This window comes from Lacticaseibacillus styriensis, assembly GCF_030770295.1.
In the GTDB taxonomy this organism is placed as follows: Bacteria; Bacillota; Bacilli; order Lactobacillales; family Lactobacillaceae; genus Lacticaseibacillus; species Lacticaseibacillus casei.
In genome coordinates, this window is record NZ_CP132483.1 from 2183181 (window position 1) to 2205882 (window position 22702).

The 22702-nt window shown below is 49.3% G+C and carries 17 protein-coding genes and 1 pseudogene; 12 read left to right on the forward strand and 6 right to left on the reverse strand.

Annotated elements, in window-relative coordinates; genetic code table 11:
• Window positions 1-80: 80 nt before the first annotated feature.
• The 3 genes from asnB to LACSTY_RS10360 all read right to left on the reverse strand — a co-directional run bounded on the left by asnB (window position 81) and on the right by LACSTY_RS10360 (window position 4795).
• The gene (asnB, locus tag LACSTY_RS10350; RefSeq protein WP_087912586.1) at window positions 81-1985 is read right to left on the reverse strand and encodes an asparagine synthase (glutamine-hydrolyzing); all 1905 of its coding nucleotides are present in this window, start codon (window positions 1983-1985) and stop codon (window positions 81-83) included.
• Window positions 1986-2777: 792 nt separating this feature from the next.
• The gene (locus LACSTY_RS10355; RefSeq protein ID WP_151466736.1) at window positions 2778-3848 is read right to left on the reverse strand and encodes a metallophosphoesterase family protein; all 1071 of its coding nucleotides are present in this window, start codon (window positions 3846-3848) and stop codon (window positions 2778-2780) included.
• A gap of 32 nt (window positions 3849-3880) precedes the next feature.
• Window positions 3881-4795 (reverse strand): 1,4-dihydroxy-2-naphthoate polyprenyltransferase, encoded by a 915-nt coding sequence (locus LACSTY_RS10360; protein ID WP_049169163.1) that lies wholly within the window; start codon window positions 4793-4795, stop codon window positions 3881-3883.
• 78 nt (window positions 4796-4873) lie between these two features.
• Here LACSTY_RS10360 and LACSTY_RS10365 point away from each other — a divergent pair, with 78 nt between their 5' ends.
• The 12 genes and pseudogenes from LACSTY_RS10365 to LACSTY_RS10420 all read left to right on the forward strand — a co-directional run bounded on the left by LACSTY_RS10365 (window position 4874) and on the right by LACSTY_RS10420 (window position 18514).
• Window positions 4874-5842: a polyprenyl synthetase family protein gene (locus LACSTY_RS10365; protein ID WP_087912588.1), complete on the forward strand. Its 969-nt coding sequence runs from the start codon at window positions 4874-4876 to the stop codon at window positions 5840-5842.
• A gap of 338 nt (window positions 5843-6180) precedes the next feature.
• Entirely contained in the window at window positions 6181-7386 is a 1206-nt protein-coding gene (locus LACSTY_RS10370) for an acetate kinase (protein WP_087912589.1), read from the forward strand.
• A gap of 190 nt (window positions 7387-7576) precedes the next feature.
• Window positions 7577-8464, forward strand: coding sequence for an ABC transporter ATP-binding protein (locus tag LACSTY_RS10375; protein ID WP_087912590.1), 888 nt, complete (start codon window positions 7577-7579; stop codon window positions 8462-8464).
• 3 nt (window positions 8465-8467) lie between these two features.
• The gene (locus LACSTY_RS10380; RefSeq protein WP_087912591.1) at window positions 8468-9739 is read left to right on the forward strand and encodes an ABC transporter permease; all 1272 of its coding nucleotides are present in this window, start codon (window positions 8468-8470) and stop codon (window positions 9737-9739) included.
• Between the two features lie 13 nt (window positions 9740-9752).
• Entirely contained in the window at window positions 9753-10145 is a 393-nt protein-coding gene (locus LACSTY_RS10385) for a GntR family transcriptional regulator (protein WP_010491847.1), read from the forward strand.
• On the forward strand, window positions 10135-11001 hold the full coding sequence (locus LACSTY_RS10390) for an ABC transporter ATP-binding protein (RefSeq protein WP_087912592.1): 867 nt from the start codon (window positions 10135-10137) through the stop codon (window positions 10999-11001). The genes LACSTY_RS10385 and LACSTY_RS10390 overlap by 11 nt, the downstream gene beginning before the upstream one ends.
• Complete coding sequence (locus LACSTY_RS10395; RefSeq protein WP_087912593.1) at window positions 10994-11641, forward strand: ABC-2 transporter permease; 648 nt, start codon at window positions 10994-10996, stop codon at window positions 11639-11641. The genes LACSTY_RS10390 and LACSTY_RS10395 overlap by 8 nt, the downstream gene beginning before the upstream one ends.
• Window positions 11642-12249: 608 nt before the next feature.
• Window positions 12250-13368 (forward strand): alanine dehydrogenase, encoded by a 1119-nt coding sequence (ald, locus tag LACSTY_RS10400; RefSeq protein WP_087912594.1) that lies wholly within the window; start codon window positions 12250-12252, stop codon window positions 13366-13368.
• Window positions 13369-13380: 12 nt separating this feature from the next.
• Complete coding sequence (tdcB, locus tag LACSTY_RS10405; protein WP_087912595.1) at window positions 13381-14400, forward strand: bifunctional threonine ammonia-lyase/L-serine ammonia-lyase TdcB; 1020 nt, start codon at window positions 13381-13383, stop codon at window positions 14398-14400.
• 125 nt (window positions 14401-14525) lie between these two features.
• A pseudogene (locus LACSTY_RS10410) lies at window positions 14526-16447 on the forward strand (OPT/YSL family transporter).
• A 14-nt stretch (window positions 16448-16461) separates the two neighbouring features.
• The gene (locus LACSTY_RS10415) at window positions 16462-16824 is read left to right on the forward strand and encodes a PqqD family protein (RefSeq protein WP_087912596.1); all 363 of its coding nucleotides are present in this window, start codon (window positions 16462-16464) and stop codon (window positions 16822-16824) included.
• Between the two features lie 262 nt (window positions 16825-17086).
• A complete protein-coding gene (locus LACSTY_RS10420) occupies window positions 17087-18514 on the forward strand; it encodes a C69 family dipeptidase (protein WP_087912597.1) in 1428 nt (475 codons plus the stop codon).
• Window positions 18515-18989: 475 nt separating this feature from the next.
• On the opposite strand, the gene LACSTY_RS10425 is transcribed toward LACSTY_RS10420, so the two are convergent.
• From LACSTY_RS10425 to LACSTY_RS10435, 3 genes are all read right to left on the reverse strand, one after another.
• Entirely contained in the window at window positions 18990-20324 is a 1335-nt protein-coding gene (locus LACSTY_RS10425) for a dihydrolipoyl dehydrogenase family protein (protein WP_087912598.1), read from the reverse strand.
• Window positions 20325-20542: 218 nt separating this feature from the next.
• Entirely contained in the window at window positions 20543-21961 is a 1419-nt protein-coding gene (locus LACSTY_RS10430; protein ID WP_087912599.1) for a DHA2 family efflux MFS transporter permease subunit, read from the reverse strand.
• 50 nt (window positions 21962-22011) lie between these two features.
• The gene (locus LACSTY_RS10435) at window positions 22012-22578 is read right to left on the reverse strand and encodes a TetR/AcrR family transcriptional regulator (RefSeq protein ID WP_087912600.1); all 567 of its coding nucleotides are present in this window, start codon (window positions 22576-22578) and stop codon (window positions 22012-22014) included.
• Between the last annotated feature and the right edge of the window lie 124 nt (window positions 22579-22702).

The window sequence follows — 22702 nt, forward strand, 5'->3', positions numbered from 1 at the left end:
ACACCCTGAAAAAATAAGCACAAGGCACCCACAGCATTGATGCTGCCAGTTGCCTTGTGCTTATTATTCATTAAACCAGACTAAGCTTCAATCTTATCTTTATTCGAATCGGCAATGTAATGCGGAATCTCGGTGTTGATAAAGTAAACTTTGTACCAAACCAAGAAGGTGTAAATGGTCCAGACTTTCCGCCGGTCGTCACGTTCTTTGCGATACGTCTTGTCGAGAATGTCCAGAATCGCATCCTGATCGAAGAATTCCTTGACCCAATCCTGTTCAAAGGTTTTGCGCACTTCTTTGTAGAATGGTTCGTCTTCCAACCATTGCTTGACCGGAACCGGAAAGCCGAGCTTTTCACGGCTGGCCCATTCTTCCGGCAAATGCCGGTTGGCCGCTTCACGCAGCGCATATTTGGAGTTATGGGAGTTGATCAAATACTTGGTCGGGATACCCGCAGCGACTTTGGCCACTTCTTTATCCAAGAACGGTACCCGCAATTCCATCGAGTTTGCCATCGAGAGCTTGTCGGCCTTCAACAGAATATCTTTAGGCATGAACTGATGGATATCGAGGTACTGCATCTTTTTCACTTCATCGTCGTAGTGGCGAACCTTCTTATAGGATTCGGTAACAATGTCGCGTACGCTCTTGCTTTGCCGGAATTCAGGTTGCAGAATCTTGTCGGCTTGACCTTCGTGGAACACAAGTGCTTCACCGATGAAGAATTCTTCTGCCGGAGCTGTGGATTCATACAAATGCAGGCGCCCGTGGAAGTTAGGCATTTTCTTTAAGCCATGGGCGATTCGATACTTCACGCCACGCGGCAACTTCCGCAAACCATCCGCAAACACGCGGATTGCATGGCTACGGGTGTGGAACCCGTAGTTGGCGTAACCGGCAAACAGTTCGTCAGCGCCTTCGCCAGACAGGATAACGGTGACGTCTTTATGCGCCATCCGCGTCAGGAAGTAAAGCGGCACGCAGGATGGATTGGAGTCTGGCTCGTCCAGATGATATTGGATAAGTGGGAAGTTGTCGAGCGCTTCTTTTTCCGTCACGATATCGCTCGTGTTGTCTAAGCCAAGTTTGTCGCTCAGCTCTTTGGCTGCTGTTCCTTCGTGATATTTCTTGTTGTCAAAACCAATCGAGAAAGTATGCTCCGGCCGCAACAGCGCGGTGATATACGAAGAGTCAACGCCGGATGAAAGCAAGGATCCAACTTCAACATCAGAAATTCGGTGCGCTTCAACCGATTCGGAGACGCTCTTGTCAATCGCAGCCACGGTCTCGTCGAAACTGAGATGATTGGCCTTGAAGTCCATATCCCAGTACTTCTTGATCGTGAGCTTGTTATCCTTCAACGTGAAGTAATGGCCTTCCGGAATGCGGTAAACGCCTTTGAAAAATGTCTCGTCCAAAGCGGAATACTGGAAGGTCAAATACGGCTTCAACGCTTCTTTGTTTAATTGCTTTTTAAACTTGGGGTGCTTCAAAAATGCCTTGATTTCACTACCGACAATGAATGTATCGCCATCGTGATAGTAGTACATTGGCTTGATGCCAAAGAAGTCGCGGGCACCGAACATTTCTTTTTTATTGTCATCCCAAATCAGGAAGGCAAACATGCCGCGAATCTTCTTGAGTAATTCTTCCATGCCATATTCTTCATAGCCATGAAGCAGAACTTCAGTGTCACTGTGGGTCTTAAATACATGTCCGGCAGCGATCAAATCTTTGCGAATGCTTTGGAAGTTATAGATTTCACCATTGAAGATAATAGCAACCGTGCCATCTTCGTTTAGGATCGGTTGTGAGCCACCCTTTAAATCAATGATGGACAACCGGCGAAACCCTAAGGCGACATCATCATTGATATATTCACCGCTAGAGTTTGGACCCCGGTGCTTGATCATATCCATCATGCCATTAATAACTGGCTTTTTGTTTAAAATTGTCTTGTCCGCAAACGCGATGATTCCGCACATACAGTTAACCCCTTTTCACGTGAATGACCATCATTACTTGTTTCAGTATAAAGATTTGGCGGCGCAAGTCAATTGAAGCGCGCCGGTAAAAGGGAGCTTGCGCGACATCGGCAGATCGGCTTAATCGGGACATATGGACAGCTGCTGCCTGGTAATTGCGGGCGCAAATAAAATTCAAATCTTTCAGGCAATGTGTCTGGTCATTTCTGAAAATTAAGAAAAAGGCAAAAAAATAGAGACCCAGGTTCCTACAGGTGAACCTGGATCTCCTAAGTTAAGGATTTGACCGATGCAGCAGTTTTGTTACATTTACTGGTGCTAATTGTAAAACCCTCTTCAATAAATCTAATACTGCGACACCTCTACAAAAAACTTATTCACTTGTACGGAACGACGAGTGTTGAAATGATGTTGCCAGATAACTTGGCGTTGTTTGGTGGTCCTATGACACACCCGATTGAACATCTATGGGAAGCTCATTGTCCCGCTTGGATTACTGAGTCTGTTTATAAGCCTCATACCTCCATGTGTGTTCATCTTTGGATCTTGTGGAACATGAATCTTACGATAAGTGGCGCAGATACTTACTGCACCAGTGCTCTATTCGCTTTTCTCGTGCTTTGCGACACACACTTTCGAGCCGGTTCGTCTTTGTGCTGCTAGACAAAGGATCGTGATTCTCGGTTCCTGCATCGACCTTTGGTTCTTCCTTAACTTCAAATACAGTGTAACATGTAAGCGTTATCTTGACAACCGAAATGACCAGATTTTTCGGCAAAAATTTCTAAAGATTTAGTAAACAAATCGGCGGACACGACTCGCTGCCCCATAGCCATAAAGACTCAGCAGACGCCGCTGTACGTCAACACTGACAACATACCCGGCATATTCGCTCGGCGTACCAAAGCGCCGGTCATAACGGCGATTGAATTTAGTGGTGAGCCCATGATGCCGCCCCATCAAGGCACTGGTATTCTGCAAGCTATAATGAATACCATTCACTTGATAATCAGCTTCCAGATGGTAGTGCCCCGCCAGATAAGCAATAATCTTCCCAGTTGTTTGGGTAAAATCGAAACGTAACTGCCCGCCGAACTCAGGCGTTTTGCCTGTGTTCAGCAAGCCACTGGCATGTAAATTGAACGCCCGCAGCAACTCGTGCACCGCGCGGCCGTTGAACTTCAACGCCGGCTGTCCATTTTGCTTCATGGCCGGCGCGTGGCTCATGACTAAGACATCGCGGTTTTGGGCCCCTTTTAGCGCTAAAACAAAATCCCGCAACTGTGCAAACGAAACGGCTAATGTCTTTTTGACGTCATAAATTTTACGTCCGTCATGTAAAGGCACATCTGCCGTATTTAAAACAATGATGCGCAGCCCAGGAAAGTCTTGCACAAGCAAACCTTCACGCGAAACCGCAACCTGGCGCTGAGTCGCATCGGCAGCAAAAATCAACTGCTGCGCCACCTCCGGCAAAAAGCTGCCACGATGACCCGGCTGCTTTTCGGCAAACTTATCATTGTCATCATGATTGCCTTTGGTGACCAGAAACGGCACCTGGCCGCGGCGATAATCGGCCATGATATTGCGCAGCCGCAACTTTGTCAGCCACGGCGATTCCGAACCATCAACCAAATCGCCTAAGTGAACCCGCAGTGCAAGCGGCAAATGGGTACTCAGCCACCCTTGTTCCCGCACGTGCCAATAACCGGTTGGCCCATAATAAGTGGTTGCAAACTTTGCTTTGTCGTGCGTATCGGTGATCAAAGCAAAATTCACCGCTGATGCCGGTAATAATGGCGCCACTGCGTTAATAAAGCGACCGAGATCCTTTTTAACAAATGGACGAATCGTGATACTCATGACGGCCTCCCCTCAAGAACCGAGTGTGAGCTTCAAATATTTAAAAAGACACCTAATGCCAGGAAGATGACTTGGGCCAAGGTCGTGACAAATAAATTCTTGATCGCATTGGGGAAAGTCAATTTTTTCACTGGATTAGCAGCAAAGCCCCGCGCATTTTTAATCACAAATGGAATGGTTATCAAGGTGAGTAACGTCAGCTTCGGCAATAGACCGAGCAGCACCGACGCAATGAGCATCAGGAAACCCACCGTGTACAAACCATAGAAAAAAATGATACTGCGATCGAGACCGAGGTAATGCACGATCGTTCGACGTTTGAGTGTCTCGTCTTCTTCCCGATCCGCAATATTGTTTGCCAGTAGCAGCGCCGAAATCGCACACTGGGCCAAACCGCTGGCCAGATAAACCGACAAAATCAACGGCCATGAAAAGTCCGCGACATTAAAGACATTGACATAAACCGCGATCAGAAAAATTACAAAGCCCATCGTAAACCCGGAGAAAAACTCGCCATAAGGTGTCGCCGAAATCGGCCGCGGCCCACCAGCATAGCCGTAACCGACCGCAAAGCTAAACAACCCCATCACCAGCAGCGGCCAACCGGTACGACTAACCATCCACAAACCCAGAACGGCGCTGGTGGCCATCATAGCGACCACCATCCAGCCAATCATGCTAGGATTTAAATGATGCACCCCGATGATGTTGGTCTTTTCGCGAAAGTGCAGTGCTTCTGTCCGCTCCGATCGCCGATAATCCTGATAATTGTCATTAGCATCGACTGACATGTTGAACAAAAGCATCGCAACAAAGAAGACCAGCAACTCTGGAATATGTAACGTATGATAGTGATACCAGGCATACAACGTCCCCAAGAGAAAAGGAAACACCGATGCCGTTTTCGCCTTAATCTCAACCAACTCAAGAAATACAGATAATGACATAACCCAACCTCCAATAATTGACTTTTAAGAATCAGGTACAGTAGAGTAAATATGTCTTTAAGGAAAGAGAGAAAATGCATGATTCATCCCCTGTGGCACCGATTCCCCACGGTCTATCACCAACTCGAACAAATCCAACAACGACTGGAGCAGGTCGCCGTTTTGCGCGAGCCGCAAGTACACACCCTCATTCAGCAACAAATCAACGCTGGCGGCAAAATGTTACGCAGCGGGCTAATGCTTATGCTAGCGCGTTTCGGCCAACCTGACAACGGTGATCTTGTGACGGCTGGCGCGGCAATTGAGGCACTGCATCTGGCTACCCTTGTCCATGATGATGTTTTGGACCATGCCGACATTCGCCGGGGCATGGCCACCGTCTCTGCTGAATCCGGCAATCGCGAAGCCATCTATGCCGGCGACTTTTTGTTTGCCATTTATTTTCAGCTGCTCAGCGAACAAAATCCGGAAATTGTCGACCTTGGCGCCAATGCCCGCATTATGAAGCGCATTTTCATGGGCGAAGTGGATCAAAATGGGCCAAGCGCGCCGTTGATTCCCACCATCGACGCTTACCTCAGTGCCATTGCGGGCAAAACCGCCGCCTTATTTGCGTTATCAACTTATACAGGCGCCGTCATCGGCCATCTGTCGCTTGAGCAAAAAAAGGCTGCCTATCGTTTTGGCCGGCAACTCGGCATGGCTTTTCAGATGATCGACGACTTGTTGGATTACACGCAGACAAGCTCAACGCTCAACAAACCGGCACTTGAGGATCTACATAATGGCATCGTCACGCTGCCATTAATCTATGCTTACCAGATCGTTCCCGATCAACTGGCACCGCTAACCCAAGATGCCGCCCACATTGCGGCCAATGCGGAGAAAATTGCCGCGATCGTGCGCACCCACGGCCTGCCCCAAGCCCAACAAATGGCGGCTACTTATACTAATCGCGCCGTTGCGGCACTGGCGCCTTTCCCGACATCGGCCACTAAATCGGCACTGGTCAAACTGACTCAGCAAATGTTGAAGCGGAGCCATTAGTCGTTGCGGCTGCGGCATCTCGCCGAGCACCGGACACCACATCCAAGTTTTCAAAAAGCATTAAGTCTTCGTTGGCTGCGTTGTGCTTTTGAATCGTTCATGCCAACATTGATGCCTAGCCAATTCTAAAAGATTGACCATTAAAACAGAAAATGAGCTGTAACCCGCCAAGGTTGAGAGACACTTTTTGGCGGGTTACAGCTCATTGTTTAGTCTTTTTAAACATGTGATATGGAACGAAGATGTATCTAAAAACCAAATTTGCGTAATATTTCACAAACATAACACCCGTTCAGTGGTATGATACTGATATAGCAATCGTGAAAGAGTGATCAAACATGGTAAAAATCCTCTCTATCAATGCCGGCAGCTCATCCCTTAAATGGAAACTGTTTGACATGCCAAGTGAACGCCAACTTGCAGAAGGCGCGACTGATATTTTACGAAACTCTACTGTTAAAATTAAGTATGGCACTGATCAAGTGTATGAAAGTACGACCCCTATCCACAATTACCGGGAGGCAGTCGCAAACACGCTGTCCGACCTTCAATCGCTTGGCCTCGTGCATCAGCTTAATGAAATTACCGGCATCGGTCATCGAGTTGTGGCTGGTGGCGAACTATTTTCCGCGCCAATTGTGATTGATAACCGAGTGCTGGCACAGATTCGGGCCTTGCGCGATTATGCGCCGCTGCATAACCCAGTCGAAGCGGACTGCATCGAGATTTTCCGCACCATGATGCCTTGGGCGCTTGAAGTGGCGGTTTTTGATACGGCCTTCCATCAAACCATGAAACCCGTTAATTATCTCTACAGCATTCCTTACGAATACTATCAAAAATTCGGCGTTCGCAAATACGGTGCGCATGGCACCAGTGTCCGCTATGTCAGCGCTCATGCGGCCAAAATGCTTGGCAAGCCGCTTGAATCAATGCGCATGATCGTCATGCACCTTGGCGCCGGCTCGAGCATTACCGCCATTCAAAATGGAAAATCCATCGACACGTCAATGGGCTTCACTCCGGTCTCCGGCGTCACAATGGGCACCCGCTCCGGCGACGTTGATGTTTCGCTGATCGCCTACCTGATGAAAAAATTGGCCATTACCGATGTTGATCAAATGATTGACATTCTGAATACCCAGTCTGGCCTGCGTGGCATTTCCGGCATTAGCCATGACGTGCGCGATCTTGAAGAAGCGGCGCCACAACATCCCCGTGCCAAACTTGCACTGGATATTTTCGTCAATCGCATTGTGAAATATGTCGGTGCCTATGCCGCTTTGATGGACGGTGTTGATACGCTGGTCTTCACTGCCGGCATTGGCGAACACAGCAGTGCCGTTCGCGCTCGGGTCATGCAATCACTCGACTATCTCGGCGCGCGCATTGATCTGCAACGCAATGAGCAAACCTGTCATCAGGCTGGCGACATCACGGCGCCAGGCGCGCGAGTTAAAACGCTGGTTATTCCGACTAATGAAGAGTTGATGATTGTGCGGGATGTTATGTCGCTATCACATGCGGTTCAGCAAGCTGAATAGTAATTCAAGGCCTCTACAAACCAAGTGTCAATGATTTTCGCCTAAATGAACCTGTCCCCAAAAGTTGAGTCTCGGCTTTTGGGGATATTTTTGTATAAAAACTAATAAGAACTTGCATTTTATCAGCCCACTGCCTATACTGTGCATATCATACATATACAGTATAGACACATTGAAGGAGATGCGCGCCATGCTCAATGTCACGAACTTAACCAAACATTTTGGCAAAACGACGGCCGTTCGCAACGTTTCACTGTCCGTTCGCCCAGGAGAAATCCTGGGTCTGATCGGTCAAAACGGTGCCGGTAAAACCACCACTTTTCGAATGCTGCTAAATTTATTGCAGCCAGATAGCGGTACGGTGACCTGGCAAGATCGGCCACTGACGCAACTCAACAGGGAAATGATCGGCTATCTCCCTGAGGAACGCGGGCTTTATCCGAAAATGACAGTGGCTGATCAGATTAGCTTCTTCGCTGAACTACATGGCATGAAACGTACTGAAGCAATGGCTAGCCTTGATCAGTGGCTTGAACAGTTTCAGGTCAAGGGAAAACCGACCGATCTCATCAAAGATCTGTCTAAGGGGAATCAGCAAAAGGTCCAACTCATTGCTGCCATGATCCACGTGCCAAAGTTCATCATTTTAGACGAACCATTCTCAGGATTGGATCCCGTGAATGCTAGCTTACTCGAAGCCGGGATTCGGCGGCTGCGGGATGCCGGCAGTGCCATTATTTATTCAAGTCATGATATGGGCAACGTCGAGGCAATATCCGATCAGCTAGTCATGTTAAAAAATGGTGAAGTCGTCTTATCCGGCAAACTTGACGCCATTCGCAAACAATTTGGTCAAACCCGGCTACACATCCAATCACCTCTGACACAGCAAGAACTCCAAGCATTCCCGGGCGTTGTGTCTGTCACCCCGCAATCGCGCGGCTTCTTGGTGAAACTCAATGATCCGCAAGTTGGCCGGGATATTTTCGCCGCTGCAACCCATCAAGGTTACATTCCCGAGTTTAGCCAACAAGCACCTTCTCTAGACGAAATTTTCCGCATGAAAGTCGAGGCCTAAGCCATGAAAAAAATGGATGTCATTTTCCGTCAAGTTTTCTTCAAAAATCTCAAAAGTAAAACCTGGCTCTGGATCGTTCTTGGTCCGCTAGTTCTGGCAGCAGTTTTTGGTGGCGTTTTCTGGCTTATGAACCAAACCAACCAAACGACCCGTATCGGCGTGGTGACGTCCAGTCCTGCACTGACACAGACTTTTAAAGCCAACAGCAATGACGATCAAAAATACATCAGCTACAAGACACCCGGCGCGGCCAAAAGTGCTTTAGCCGATGAAAAACTTGATGGGGTTTTAACCATTACCAGTCATCCGACCTTGGAAGCCAGCCTAATGAAACGGACAGACGGAGAAAGTATCGATCGTACCCAGTTGCAGTCGATCCTCGCCCAGGCACATACCAAGGAAGTCGCAACGCAGCTGAACCTAACGCCTTCCCAGTTGCAGCAGCTTTTTGCCACACCGAAGTTCACCACTAACAATGTCACAGTTGATAACGGTAAGTTGGTGACCCGCTCCGCCAAGAGCCAGGCATCAGGCTCGGCAGCCGGATTTATTGTCGGTCTCTTGATTTATACGTTCGTGATCAGCTACGCCTCCATGATGGCCCAGGAAATCGGCACTGAAAAAGGCTCGCGAATTGAAGAGTCGATTTTAACGGCCATTACCCCGCAAGCACAATTTTTCGGTAAGTTGCTGGGAATCTTGGCGTTAATGGCAACGCAAATCGCAATTTACGCAGTGGTGGGACTCGCCAGCATGGTCATCTTGCGCCAGTTGCCTTCAAACCCGCTGTCTTCACTCATCGGTCAAATGAACCTAAGTAGCATTACTCCGAACATGCTGATTTTCAGTCTTGCCTTCTTCTTTGTAGGCACGCTGACGTATACCGTGTTAGCTGCACTCACCGGCTCGCTGGTCGCGAATCAGGAACAAATCGGCCAGGCAACAACCCCAATTGTGATGCTTGGCATGGTCGGTTACTTCGGTGCCTTAATTGTTAGTTCCGGCACCTCGCCTATCCTTAATATCGCCAGCTACGTCCCGTTTCTTTCTACCATGATGATGCCGGTACGCCTTGGCGCGGGCCAGGTTAGTGCGCTCGCTGCATGGTCGGCATTCGGCATTAATCTGATCTTTTTAATCATCTTCACTTGGCTGACGGTCAAGCTTTATCAGACGAATGTGTTAAGCTATTCAGATGGCGGCATTTTAAAAGCGTTCAAGCGCTCGCTGCAATTGCAACGGACCGCCCGCAAAAATAATCCGATCAAGTCATGAAACGAGGTCAGCCATGCGGATCGTCATCTCAAATCAATCGGGCAAGCCGATCTATGAGCAAATCGAAGATCAGGTTAAAGCCGCGATCCTTTCTGGTCAGTTAAAAGTCAATGAGCAGCTGCCATCCATTCGCAGCCTTGCACGGGATTTGCGTATCAGCGTCATCACCACCACGCGGGCTTATCACGAACTTGAGGCAGCCGGCTTTATCACCAATGTCCAAGGAAAAGGTGCTTATGTATTAGGGCAAGACAGTGCGCTGGTTCGGGAAAATGCCCTACGAGATATTGAAGCTTCACTCAATCAGGCAATTGATACTGCCAACATGGCGCATATTGCCCCCAGCGAGCTACACACCATGCTGGATACCTTATTACAAGCGGAGGAGACCGATCATGGGCGCTGATTTACTTACCGTCACAAATCTGAACAAACAATATGCAGAATTTCAGCTGGCCAATGTTAGCTTTCAGCTTCCTGCCGGTTATATCATGGGGTTCATCGGTCCCAATGGTGCGGGGAAAACAACGACGATCAAAGCCATTCTGGATATGATTCGTCCGGATACCGGCCAGATTGAATTACTTGGTCAGACAACACCACAAGGCCGGGAATCCGTTCGGGATCAAATCGGGATCGTTTTAGACGGTCCGGTTTATCCTGATTCATGGCGCGCAGAAACCGTGAGCCGGTATGTCGGTCCTTTCTTTCCCAGCTGGGACCCAGACAAGTTTAAGGAACTCCTCCAAGATTTTGCGATCCCTACCAAACCCAAATATCGTGATTTATCCATGGGTGCCAAAATCAAACTCCAACTAGCGGCAGCCTTCGCTCATCATCCTCGGTTACTGATCCTGGATGAGCCGACTTCGGGGCTGGATCCGATTGCCCGCGATGAATTAATTGGCATTTTGCAGGATTTCATTAGCGATGGGCAACGAAGTGTACTGATCTCGACCCACGATGTCCTTGAACTGGCGAAGGTGGCCGACTATGTCACTTATTTATTAGCAGGTAAAGTCACGTTTACCGGTTCACTAGACGAACTCCTCGACCGGTATGTCATGATCAAAGGCGGGCCTAATGACTTAACACCGGCCATTCAAGCTAATATTATCGGCCTTCAACGCAGTGTGGTCGGTTTTGCCGGCATCTGGCCAACCGATCAAACTGCTTTCCTGCCTGCCAGCATCATTCAGGAACCGGTTGACTTGGAGTCCTTGATGATTGCCTTTGGTAAAGGAGGTCGGCCGCATGCATGATCTTGTTAAACTTGTCAGCTTGGATTTGAGCTCGTTGTTTGCTGGTAACAGTCGATATCGGTGGGGGTCAATGCTCGCCCTAGTCATCACATTGGGACTGGTTTTTTTAAACGGTGACTTGTCCACGCCACTAGCTGGCGGCATTATTGGCGCCAGCATTGGTATTCTGATCTTGCCATTTATCAGCACTGACCGCAGTGGCTTGGAAAAGTTATATGCAATGCTGCCGATTCGGCGCCATACGATTGTCGCAAGTCATTACCTCTTTGGCGTAATCGTTACCATTCTGATTGATGGATTAGCTATGTTAATCATCGGCGTTGGCACCATCGCTCGATTCAATCCTGTTCGCGACGCTCAATCCTTTTGGGGGATACTACTTTTCGGGACTGGTCTTGTCTTGTTTCAAATAATGTTATCATTCCCGATCATGATCTTCTTAGGTTACCAACGAGCACCACTCGCCGCCTATTTGCCTGTCACATTAATTTTGGTCATCGTCATTTTCCTGGAAAGAAGCCTGAACCTCACCTTAACTTCGATGCGCCCATGGCTTGGGTTAATGGCCGTTGTGCTAGTACTTCTGTTTGCATTCTCTTGGTGGATAAGTACTGTGCTGTACGACAAAAGAGAATTTTAATGTCTCAATGTTATTGACAAACTGCCGCCTTTTCCAAAAGTACCGAGATCTCCGATTTCAGTGGAGACACCGGTACTTTTTTGATGCTTGCATCCATGCGGCATTTTAAACGGGGCTTTGTAAATGTGCACTTATAAAACCTAAAAATGAGTCAAAAGAACATTATGAGAATGGTTCAACATTTGTAAACAGGTGTCTTTTCGAGATTGAAAATAAAATCGGCACGTGATCGTTGTTTTCATTTATTCAAAAAATCACAATATGTTTGAATTTCATATCTTCGTCTTCTTTCCGTTTTAAATGTCATCATATTGCTGTCTCATTTTGCCGCCCTTGCCTCACTTTAAATTACTTCAATATCAATTAAAGTTATTAGTCATCAAGGTCTCTTACTTTCATGCTTAATATCAACACTACATTTAGCAAACATTACCCTTATTTCCTGTTTTTTTATGAGCACTTCTCAAAATCCCAGTTAAGTGATCCATGAGATTCTCCGCGGAAATTCGTAAGCGCTAACATTTATTTTGTGAGAGTTGTCACATAGCTGTTGTTTTGGCATCTGTGAAGTATTTAACATATGAGTGTAAGAGAAAGGAAGGATCAACATGCGTGTTGGGGTTGTTAAAGAGCAAAAGGCTGGCGAAGGCCGGGTTGCTGTGACGCCTGCCAATGTGAAGAAATTGACCGCGGCTGGCGCAGAGGTTTGGGTTGAACATGCTGCGGGGATCGGGGCCGGATTTGCGGATGCGGATTATGAAGTCGCTGGCGGTAAGTTAGTCAGCCATGCGGCCAGCTGGGATGCCGACTTGGTGGTTAAGGTAAAAGAACCGGATGCTGAAGAGTATCAGTATTTCAAGTCCGGTCAGGTGATTTGGGGTTTTCAGCACTTAGCATCTGCGCCGGAAACCGTCCACGCCATGCAAGCTGCTGGCGTCACGGCGATTGGCGGCGAGACGATTGTCAAAGATGGTGAACTGGTTTTGCTAAAACCGATGAGTGCCATTGCTGGGCGGCGTTCGGTGATCATGGGTGCCTTTTATCTTGAAGCACAACATGGTGGCGAAGGTATTTTGCTCCCTGGCACACCAGAAGTAGCGCCCGGCAATGTCGTCATTTTTGGCGGCGGCACGGCAGCGTTCAATGCAGCTACCCTAGCATTGGCTATGGGTTGCCACGTCACCATTATCGAATTAAAGCCAGAGCGGCGCACATGGCTTGAGCAAAAGTTTGCGGGGCAAGACCTGACTGTATTGGCTTCCACACCGGAAAACCTTGCCGCTGCGACTAAAACGGCTGATGTGTTCATTTCGACGATTTTGATCCCGGGGGCTAAACCGCCGAAGCTTGTGACAACAGCGATGGTTCAGTCCATGAAACCGGGCAGCGTCTTGGTTGATGTTGCCATTGACCAAGGTGGCACGGTCGAAACCATTGACGCGCCGACAACAATTGAATCACCTGTGTTTACCAAATACGGCGTCATCCATTACGCTGTTCCGAATCAGCCTGGTGCGGTGCCACGAACTGCAACGCTGGCGCTGGCAAGTGGAAATATCCCTTACCTACTGGCGATTGCTACTCAGGGCATTGACCAAGCAATCGCGGCGGATCCTGCCTTGGCATCCGGCGTCAATCTTTACCATGGCAAGATCACGAATCAAAGTCTTGCCAACTCGTTATCGCAGCCTTTCACACCGTTGACAGAAGTGCTGGTTAGAAATTAGGAGGTGGTTTTGATGCTAACGATGACCCCACCCGTCACGATAAAAGATATTCGGGAAGCAAGTCAGCTGATTCACAAGGTCGGTCGCGTGACGCCGCTGATTCAATCAATGTTTCTCAGCCGCACTGTCACGCACGGCGATGTTTATCTCAAACTTGAGAATATGCAGCTGACCGGTTCATTCAAGTTTCGCGGCGCCTACAACAAGATCCATCACCTCACCGATAGTGAAAAGCAGCGAGGCGTTATCACTGCCAGCGCTGGTAATCATGCTCAAGGTGTCGCATTAACGGCACATTTATTGGGAATCAACGCCACCGTCGTGATGCCGGAAACCGCACCACTCGCCAAACAGCAGGCAACCAGCGGCTATGGGGCTCGCGTGATCCTGGCTGGCCAAACGTTTGATGAAGCGCGCGCTTTTATGGAAAAAAAAGCGGCCGCTGACGGCCTCACGATTGTCGATCCCTACAACGATCCGCTCGTCATTGCCGGACAAGGTTCAATTGGTCTAGAGCTTTTGACGCAACTTCCTACCATCGATACTGTCATTGTGCCAGTCGGTGGCGGCGGGTTAATCTCTGGCATCGCCGTGGCGCTCAAGCATGCCAATCCTCAGATTCACATTATCGGGGTGCAATCCGAAAACGTTCACGGCATGACCGCTTCCTTGCAAGCCGGTCACCTGACACGGCAATGCGCCGGCTCGACATTGGCTGATGGAACTGCCGTGGCAATGCCCGGTGACATCACATTCGGCCTCGCTAGCAACCTTGTCGACGAGATGGTACTGGTTTCGGAAGAAGAAATTGCCGAAGCCATGAAGGATCTCCTGCAACGCGCTAAAACCGTTGCAGAGGGAGCAGGCGCATTGCCAACCGCGGCGCTCGAAGCCCACAAAATCGATGACAAATGGCTCACCGACAAGCAAGTCGTTGCTTTGGTATCAGGTGGCAATGTTGATTTGGAACGAGTCGCCCAAAATATCGAACATTTCTTCGACCATGATCCAACCGGCCATTTTGTCGGCTAATGTTTTTATCAGGGTGCCAGTAAGCATCTGTCAAAAATTAGCCTTGAGCTGAACGAAAATCTTTTCATCACGGCTAATGTGCAAATGTTGTGGCGCCAGAATCCGCGTTAATTGGGGGTAACACAATGGAAAAGACGATCTCGAAGCGAACCGCGGCTAAGACGAAATATGTGCCGTATGCCACAGAACGCACACAGGAAAATAGTGGCGGAAGCACGGCTATTTTCATCATCGGTGCCGTTTTGGCGACCATCTTTGCCGCTTCTACGGCTTATTCGGGCATGAAAGCTGGCTTGACAGTGGCCGCCGGAATTCCCGGATCGATTATCGGATCAGGGTTAGTCGGCGTTTTCGCCAAGAAAAAAGGACTTTTTGGCAAGAATCTGCTGCAAGGGATGAGTTCCGGCGGTGAGTCGATTGCCAGCGGGATGATTTATGTCTTGCCAGCCATTATCATCATTGGCGGCCGGGTGAACTTTTTTGCCGGCATTGCCGTCGGTGCGCTGGCGGTTTTATTCGCAGTCGGCATGGCTAGCCTTGTCGAGAATTATTTGTTAGTTGAAGAAGACGGTAAACTCATGTATCCGGAATCGACTGCCATTTCCGAAGCGCTGGATGCCAGTGAAGCCGGTGGCGATGCGCTGAAACATATGGGGATCGGTTTTGGCATCGGCGGCGCGATCACGTTGCTCACCACGCAGGTTTTCGGGTGGGTCAACAGTGTGATGACGTTTGTGGGTAGTGCATCCTACCGCTGGAAAATTTCAACAGAAGTCAATCCGATGTTGGCGGGCATTGGTTTTGTTGTTGGCTTGGACGTGTCCTTGACCATGTTTGCCGGTTCGATACTGGCTAACTTTGGCATCACGCCATTAATTGCTTACTTCACGCAAATGGCTGGCGGCCACGCCCATGTCTGGAATGACGCCCACATGTTGATGTCACAGATGAACATCGATACCGTGGCCGGTTCCTATACCAAGTACATCGGCGCCGGGATGATGCTCTGCGGCGGTATTATCGGGGCCATCAAGTTAATTCCGGTCATCGTAACGTCCATCAAGAAAACGCTCAACGCCCGTAATAACAGTGGCGAAGAAAAAAATTCACTTGGCATCATGGCACTTTTGGTTGCCACCATCGCGATCTTCATCGTCGGTGCTTTTCTAACTGGCAACATGTTGATCACCATCTTGGCCGGCATCATGTCTCTCGTCTTGGCTCTGTTGTTTGTCATTGTTTCAGCCCGACTCGCCGGTACGATCGGTTGCTCGAACGCCCCGGTTTCCGGCATGACCATCGCTAGTCTGGTTGTCATGACGCTGGTGTTTGCGCTGATGGGTTGGACGTCCAATACCCACAGATTCTCCTGTTGTTCGGCGTTTTCATTGTCACCGCGATTTCTGTCGGCGGTGCCTATATGCAAACGCAAAAAGTCAATTACCTTGTCGGCGGTCGGCGCTCCGAAATGATGAAGTATTTTCTGCTCGCCGCACTCATCGGTGTCATCGTTGTTGTTGGCACCACGGTGATTCTCTCGCCGCAACTAGCCGTTAAAAGTGCTGATCCGCCATTCGGCTTGCCGCAAGCCAACCTCATTGCCACGCTGACCACCGGCATTTTATCCGGTAACCTGCCGTGGATCATGATCATTGTCGGCATCATCATGGCGCTTGTTTGCTGGATGCTGAATCTGCCGATCATGACCGTTGCCTTAGGATTCTATCTACCGATTTCAACGACTTCGATTATTCTGGTCGGTGCGTTGTTAAAGCTTTTCATTCAAAAAACCACGCAAAACAAGAAACTTCGCGAAACGCGCCTATCCGCTGGAGTCTCACTTTCTAGCGGCCTGATTGCCGGCGGTTCCATCATTGGCTTGATCGGTATCATTTTACACGTCACCGGCGTTTTGCAAAACCGTGTACCTGCTGGTTTTGCCGGTAGCAACGCCATGGCCGTCGTGTTACTCATCATCATGGCCGCAGCGATTATTGTGCCATTGATGGCCATCAAACACCCTGCCGCCAAGAAGCAAGCTGAGTAGGAGGCGTCTAAACAATGACACAGACTGACATGCTCACCACGGTCATTTATCGAAAAAATCCCCAGGTGCAGTACACCAAAAAGAACGGAAAAATCACCATTATCCGTCCGCAAAACCACGCTATTCAGCGATTTTGTCGGAAAGTGCTGCATATGAAGATTCCCGAAGTCAGCTATCTGCATCTTGATGCTTATGGCAGCTTCGTTTTTAGCAAAATCAATGGCCGCCGAACCGCCGCCATGATCGGCAAAGAACTCGCCCAGAAATTCCCAGAGGCCGACGATCAGCGGGACGCGCGGTTAGCCCTTTATCTCAATCAAATCGCTGAAAAGGATCATTTAATTCAACGGCTGGATCACCACCCAAACTTTCTATAACGCGTTCCCCGGCGCAAAAGCCTGCGTATAAGGACCTTGGTCGCAATGGCCTAAGCCCGGGCCATCACGCCCAAGGCCGCTTATACTCCGGCTTCTAAGCGCGCCGGCTCACGCTCACATTAACGCGTTCCCCGGCGCAAAAGCCTGCGTATAAGGACCTTGGTCGCAATGGCCTAAGCCCGGGCCATCACGCCCAAGGCCACTTATACTCCGGCTTCTAAGCGCGCCGGCTCACGCTCACGCAAAAAAATGGAGGAAAAAAATGATTGATCGAATCGAAATGTCTGCTTGTACTTCAATGATGGTCGGCAAAAAAGCTTCACTTGACGGTGCCACTTATATCTCCCGCAACGAAGATCGGCTTGTTGCCATCTATCCCAAGCGTTTCATCGTCCAGCCAGCCGTCACTGGACGCAAAGAAACTTATGTCTCACCATACAATCAATTAACGGTCCCTCTACCGGAAACCGGCTATCGCTACACCGCAACGCCCGATGCCGATCAAAGTGCCGGGCCAAACGAAGAAGACGGCTTTAACGAGAAAAATATCGGCGAAAGTGCCACCGAAAGTGTTTATGCCAATGAACGCGTTCTCGCCTATGATCCGTTTGTTAAAAATGGCTTAGCTGAGGACTCCATGACGACCCTGGTTTTGCCTTTTATCAACAGTGCACGTGAAGGCGTCCGGTATCTCGGCGACCTCGTGAAACAATATGGTTCAGCTGAAGGTAACGGCGTGCAGTTTAACGATCAAAATGAAGTCTGGTACATGGAAATCGTGACCGGGCATCAATGGGTCGCCGTGCGCATCCCTGACGATTGTTATGCAGTTGCGGCCAATCAGGTTGCCATTCAAACGATCGATTTCAACGATCCTGACAACTACATGTGGGCAGACGGCATCCAGGATTTTGTTGATCGCCATAACCTGAATCCCGACACTGATCAATGGAACTTCCGCCACATCTTCGGTACCGACACCGAAAAGGATCATCACTACAACACGCCGCGGGTCTGGTTCGCCCAACGCTACCTCAATCCCGAAACCATCCAAGATCCGGAATCACCGGAGTTGCCTTTTATCCGCAAAGCCAACCGCAAGATTTCGATTGAAGATATTCAGTATGTGCTCAAGTCACACTTCAATGAAACCCAGTTTGACCCATTAGGAAGCGGTAGTGAACATGACCGCAAAACATATCGCGCCATTTCGCTATCCCGCACCGCCAACTCTCACATTCTGCAAATGCGTCCGGTCGATCAGCACCCCGCTGCCGCTGTCCAGTGGGTCGGCTTTGGCATCCCCGCCTTCTGTCCGTACGTTCCCTTCTTCACCGATGCCAATGACACCGATGAAAGTTACCGCGAACTACCGGCCAAAATGGATCTCAACGCTGCATACTGGCTTTACGAAGCGCTAGCGATGGTCGTCGAGTCCCACTACGCCGACTTTATCGAAGACGACTTAGCCTACCAAAAAGAGCTCAATGGATGGGCCCGCCGCAAAATCGCTGAGGTCGACGCCGCCACCGCCAAAATGAGCGGCTCGGATCTAACCCAATACCTCACCGAGCAAAACCATCTGATTGCGCAACACTACAACGACGCCACTCGCGAGTTGTTGTTTAAGCTAATCACGATGGGAACCGGCTTATCGAAGCTGACCTTCAAAATGGATCCGAATCTCTAGCGCTGTAGTTAAGTTGTGACGCGGTATACTGCAAACTCACGAACGACTGAAGACAAGTTTGCAACAAAATCCGTTACGGCAAAGACTGGGTCATAATTTACGATCCCAAAATAAAATGAACGTACTCCAAAAAGTTTGCAAGGAGTGCGTTCGTTTTTGGTTCCAAGAGGATAATTCAGTCGGTTTGCTAAGATACTAGTGCCAAAGCGGAGCAATCGTAGGCGGGGACGGGCTCAGTGGTGAGATTGTACTAGCCGGGCGGTCTTCCCGGCGTAGTACAAGGCCGATCTTTGAGACTCTGCCGGTTTTGCAGAGGCTCAAAGTCGTGCCCACCACGTTCCAGCCCAGGCCCCGCCGGAGATTGCGGAGTTTGGCACGGCTTGGAACTTATTGCCTAATTTTTCCCCCCAACAGTGCACTGAACTAAACAGATTGAAAGCCAATAGCTTACGTTTGTTTTTTCAAAGCCGAGAGACTACCGAATCTTATGCCATGCTGCTGCACCCTCCGCCGGGAAAATGTGCGCCATTTGCCACATCTGATCACGACTCAGATGGTAGACAATCGCCGGCAATAACGTGTTGATCGCGTCTTCGGCCTGAGCACTGTACTCCGTGGCGCCGACAAGATGATGTTCCTGATCGAACACCAAAAGACTATCACCCACCGTTTCCTGATCGGTTTGATGATACCAGTCATCCGGAATGTGGTTGTGAACGACTTTGTAAGTATCATCCTTGACCGCTTCCGGTGCCACACCGACTTTGGCAATTCTTGGCGAGGTGTAAACCGTTGACGGAATCGCCGGATAATCAATCGGCGCAGTTGTTTGGCCGCTCAGTAACTTGTAAAGGTAATAGGACTCAAACGTGGCTGTTGGCGTCAATTTGGGTTGTGGCTTGTCTAAAACATCGCCCGATGCATAAATATTGGCCACATTGGTTCGCAGATAGTCGTCCACGGGAATACCGTGCTGGTTAAACTCAACGCCGACATTTTCTAACCCCAGTTGCTCAACATTCGGGATTCGGCCGGTTGCGTCCAGCACCCAATCGACAACCAGCTGCTCCTTGTCACCATAGTGAATCACAATGCCATCATCGGTTTTCTCAAGCGAAGTCACCGCCGCGTTCGGCGTGAATTGAATGCCCCGTTTCGTCATGTCAGCCATCACATCTTCGACAAACGGCTGGTGGAATTCCCGCAAAGCACGGTCATGATGCATCAACACATGGACATCGGCGCCTGCCGCATTGGCAATCGTTGCAAATTCCATGCTGATGTAGCCTGATCCCAAAATACCGATCCGCTTCGGCAAGACGTCCAAATCCATAAAGGCCCGACTGTCATGCGCTAATTCAGTTCCCGGCACATCAAGGCGATGCGGGCGCTGGCCAGTCGCAATGACAATTTTGTCTGCGGTATAAGTCTTTTCACCCACAACAATCGTATGTGCATCCTGAAATTTTCCATAGCCATGGATGATCGTTACGCCGTTTTGGGTTAATCCCGTACCGATAGCATCCGGTAACGGCTTAATCACAGCTTGTTTGTGGGCGACTAATGCCGACCAGTTGATCTTAATATTACCAGATACAACACCCTGCATCCGTTCTGCCAGCCGTTGCAAAGCCACCGGCGTATCAAGCGTAATTTTCGCGTTACAGCCATAATTCGGACAGGTGCCACCGATCATGTCGCCTTCAACCACTGCCACCTTTTTCCCCGAAGCTGCCAACGGGCCCGCACCATCAAACGCGCCATGCCCACTACCTAAGTACAAGACATCAAAATCATATGGATTCTTCAAACTATCATCCTCCTTATGACACTGCCTACTAACAACGAAGTAAGCATAACAGATGGTATACAAATTAGTCACGGACAATGCTTAGCGGCGGAAACATTTTTGCACCACTTCTATATGACGCTTTCTACAAAAAGTCCGCTTGATAGCAAAAAAGTTCCGGTAAGAACGACTGTTTTCGCACAATCACTTACCGGAACTTATTAAAGGCGTTTGAGGGATTAAAGATCGCGACTCACTTGGGGCTTTTTAACTTGGAAGGCAACGATCAGGCCAACCACGGCAAGAATTAAGACGAACACGAAGCCATAGTGCGAACCGACTGTCAGTCCTGATTGTCCGGCTGCTTGAGCGGAACCCAAGGCGAGCATGCTTGTGGCAACCGCCGTTGAAACCGCACCGACAATTTGCTGCAAGGTATTCAGCAAGGCACTGCCGTCTGCACTTTCGGCGCCGCTCAAACTGTTTAAGCCATACGTCTGCGCCGGTGACATCGCAAGCGGCGCTCCAATCATTAAGGTCACATGTCCCAAAATGATCCACCACAACGGACTTTGTGCCCCACTACTCAGCAATATCAGGATCCCGAGAATGGCAATCACAAAGCCGCCACGGGCTAACCACTTCGCGCCATGACTGTCATACATCCGCCCGGCAATTGCCGAAACCGCGGCGTTGACAATCCCACCTGGCAACATCACGAGCCCGGTCATCGCGACTGGCAAGCCAATAACGCGCTGCAGGTACATTGGCAACAAATACATCGAAGCCAGAATCACGCCAAAATCAAGCATGACCAGTAAGGTACCAACCGTAAACTGCTTATTGGCGAAGACCCGCAAGTTCAACATCGGTTTTTTCAACGATAACTGCCGTCGGGTATAAAATGCCAAACCGGCAATGCCGATCAGCAGTGAAACCGCCACGGTGAGCGATAACCAACCCGAATCACTCGCCATGGTTGTGCCAACGACGATCCCGGCAAAACCGATCGATGAGGCAACAATCGAGATCCAGTCGACCGGTGTTTTGGTTTGGTGATAGACATTTTCCATTGACGTCAACGTAAAAATAAATGCCAATACCAAGAACGGGACGAATAGCCAGAAAATATCATGCCAGGTGAACTTGGCTAGGATGAGTCCGGTAATGGTCGGGCCAATTGCAGGCGCAAACATGATTACCAGCGCCGCCAATCCCATTACCGTGCCCAATTTATACGGCGGAAAAATCTGCATCGCCACCGAAAACATTAGCGGCAGAATCAAGCCAGTCCCAATGCCCTGAATAAGGCGACCGATTAAGACAACGGCAAAACTAGCGCCCATCGCGGAAACAACGGAGCCAAGAATGAAGGCGCCTAATGCGAATAAAATAATTCTTTTGGTATTAAACCATTTGGACAAAAGACTGGAAATCGGCATGCAGATCCCGATGACCAGCATATAACCGGTGACGAGCCATTGAATCGTGCCTTGTGACACATTCAGTGCCGTCATCAGGCTAGGTAATGCGATATTAAGTGATGTTTCTGAAAACATGCCGACAAACGCCCCGATCATCAATCCGATCATGGCTAAGGCCGGATGGGCGATATGAACGCGGGCTTGTGGCATTGCTTTTGTTTGTGATAATTGCATGAATAACTTCCTTTTCTACTTTCGAATCAATGAACAGCTGGCAGGCATTTTCATGACGCCAATGCCTGTTTAATCAGGTAGGTCAACTGGACCGCGGTTTGGCGTAACAAGTCAGGATTCGCTTTGGTGGTCGCGATCATAATGGTGCCTTCGATCGTTGCCTGAACGAATTGCCCCAGTTGCCGCGCCGGTGCCACTGACATCCCTGCTGAAACCAGTTTGTCGGTGTATAAATCTTCAAGTTGCGTATAAACCGCACTGCAAGCTGCCTGTAATTTCGGTTCATCGCGAGTTTCTAGCGCGATCAGGCTGATTGAATGGCTGCTGAGCCGGCCGTGCTGCTGCATCTCATCCGCCATTTCCGCCAGCTGTCCGGTCAAGGCAATTTCCGGAGCCTCATCCCGTTTAAGCGCTTGTCTAACCCGCGCCAAAATTTGCGCACCCGCATACTCAATGGCGGCTTCAATCAGCTGCACTTTGCCTTCAGGAAAATAATAATAAAGTGAACCTTTCGGGGTCCCGCTGACGGCCAGAATTTTTGATAATCCCGTCGCCCTGACCCCTTCTTCCTGAAAAAGATCCGCAGCTGTCGCGACTAACTTTTCACGTGTGTTCATTGCTAACCTCCAAATTATAACAACCGGTCTATATAATACTGCTGTTTTCTGGAAAAAGTCAATTTTATTTTTAGAAATATGAAAATCAATCATGCGTTGCATCTTCCACCGTCTGCCGTTCGCC

What these genes read in the sequence shown, in the direction of transcription:
- LACSTY_RS10385 (WP_010491847.1), top strand. Translation starts at nt 9,753, where the DNA reads ATGCGGATCGTCATCTCAAATCAATCGGGCAAGCCGATCTATGAGCAA.
- ald (WP_087912594.1), top strand. Translation starts at nt 12,250, where the DNA reads ATGCGTGTTGGGGTTGTTAAAGAGCAAAAGGCTGGCGAAGGCCGGGTT.
- asnB (WP_087912586.1), bottom strand. Translation starts at nt 1,985, where the DNA reads ATGTGCGGAATCATCGCGTTTGCGGACAAGACAATTTTAAACAAAAAG.
- LACSTY_RS10420 (WP_087912597.1), top strand. Translation starts at nt 17,087, where the DNA reads ATGATTGATCGAATCGAAATGTCTGCTTGTACTTCAATGATGGTCGGC.
- LACSTY_RS10390 (WP_087912592.1), top strand. Translation starts at nt 10,135, where the DNA reads ATGGGCGCTGATTTACTTACCGTCACAAATCTGAACAAACAATATGCA.
- tdcB (WP_087912595.1), top strand. Translation starts at nt 13,381, where the DNA reads ATGCTAACGATGACCCCACCCGTCACGATAAAAGATATTCGGGAAGCA.
- LACSTY_RS10380 (WP_087912591.1), top strand. Translation starts at nt 8,468, where the DNA reads ATGAAAAAAATGGATGTCATTTTCCGTCAAGTTTTCTTCAAAAATCTC.
- LACSTY_RS10365 (WP_087912588.1), top strand. Translation starts at nt 4,874, where the DNA reads ATGATTCATCCCCTGTGGCACCGATTCCCCACGGTCTATCACCAACTC.
- LACSTY_RS10375 (WP_087912590.1), top strand. Translation starts at nt 7,577, where the DNA reads ATGCTCAATGTCACGAACTTAACCAAACATTTTGGCAAAACGACGGCC.
- LACSTY_RS10355 (WP_151466736.1), bottom strand. Translation starts at nt 3,848, where the DNA reads ATGAGTATCACGATTCGTCCATTTGTTAAAAAGGATCTCGGTCGCTTT.
- LACSTY_RS10370 (WP_087912589.1), top strand. Translation starts at nt 6,181, where the DNA reads ATGGTAAAAATCCTCTCTATCAATGCCGGCAGCTCATCCCTTAAATGG.
- LACSTY_RS10360 (WP_049169163.1), bottom strand. Translation starts at nt 4,795, where the DNA reads ATGTCATTATCTGTATTTCTTGAGTTGGTTGAGATTAAGGCGAAAACG.
- LACSTY_RS10435 (WP_087912600.1), bottom strand. Translation starts at nt 22,578, where the DNA reads ATGAACACACGTGAAAAGTTAGTCGCGACAGCTGCGGATCTTTTTCAG.
- LACSTY_RS10395 (WP_087912593.1), top strand. Translation starts at nt 10,994, where the DNA reads ATGCATGATCTTGTTAAACTTGTCAGCTTGGATTTGAGCTCGTTGTTT.
- LACSTY_RS10415 (WP_087912596.1), top strand. Translation starts at nt 16,462, where the DNA reads ATGACACAGACTGACATGCTCACCACGGTCATTTATCGAAAAAATCCC.
- LACSTY_RS10430 (WP_087912599.1), bottom strand. Translation starts at nt 21,961, where the DNA reads ATGCAATTATCACAAACAAAAGCAATGCCACAAGCCCGCGTTCATATC.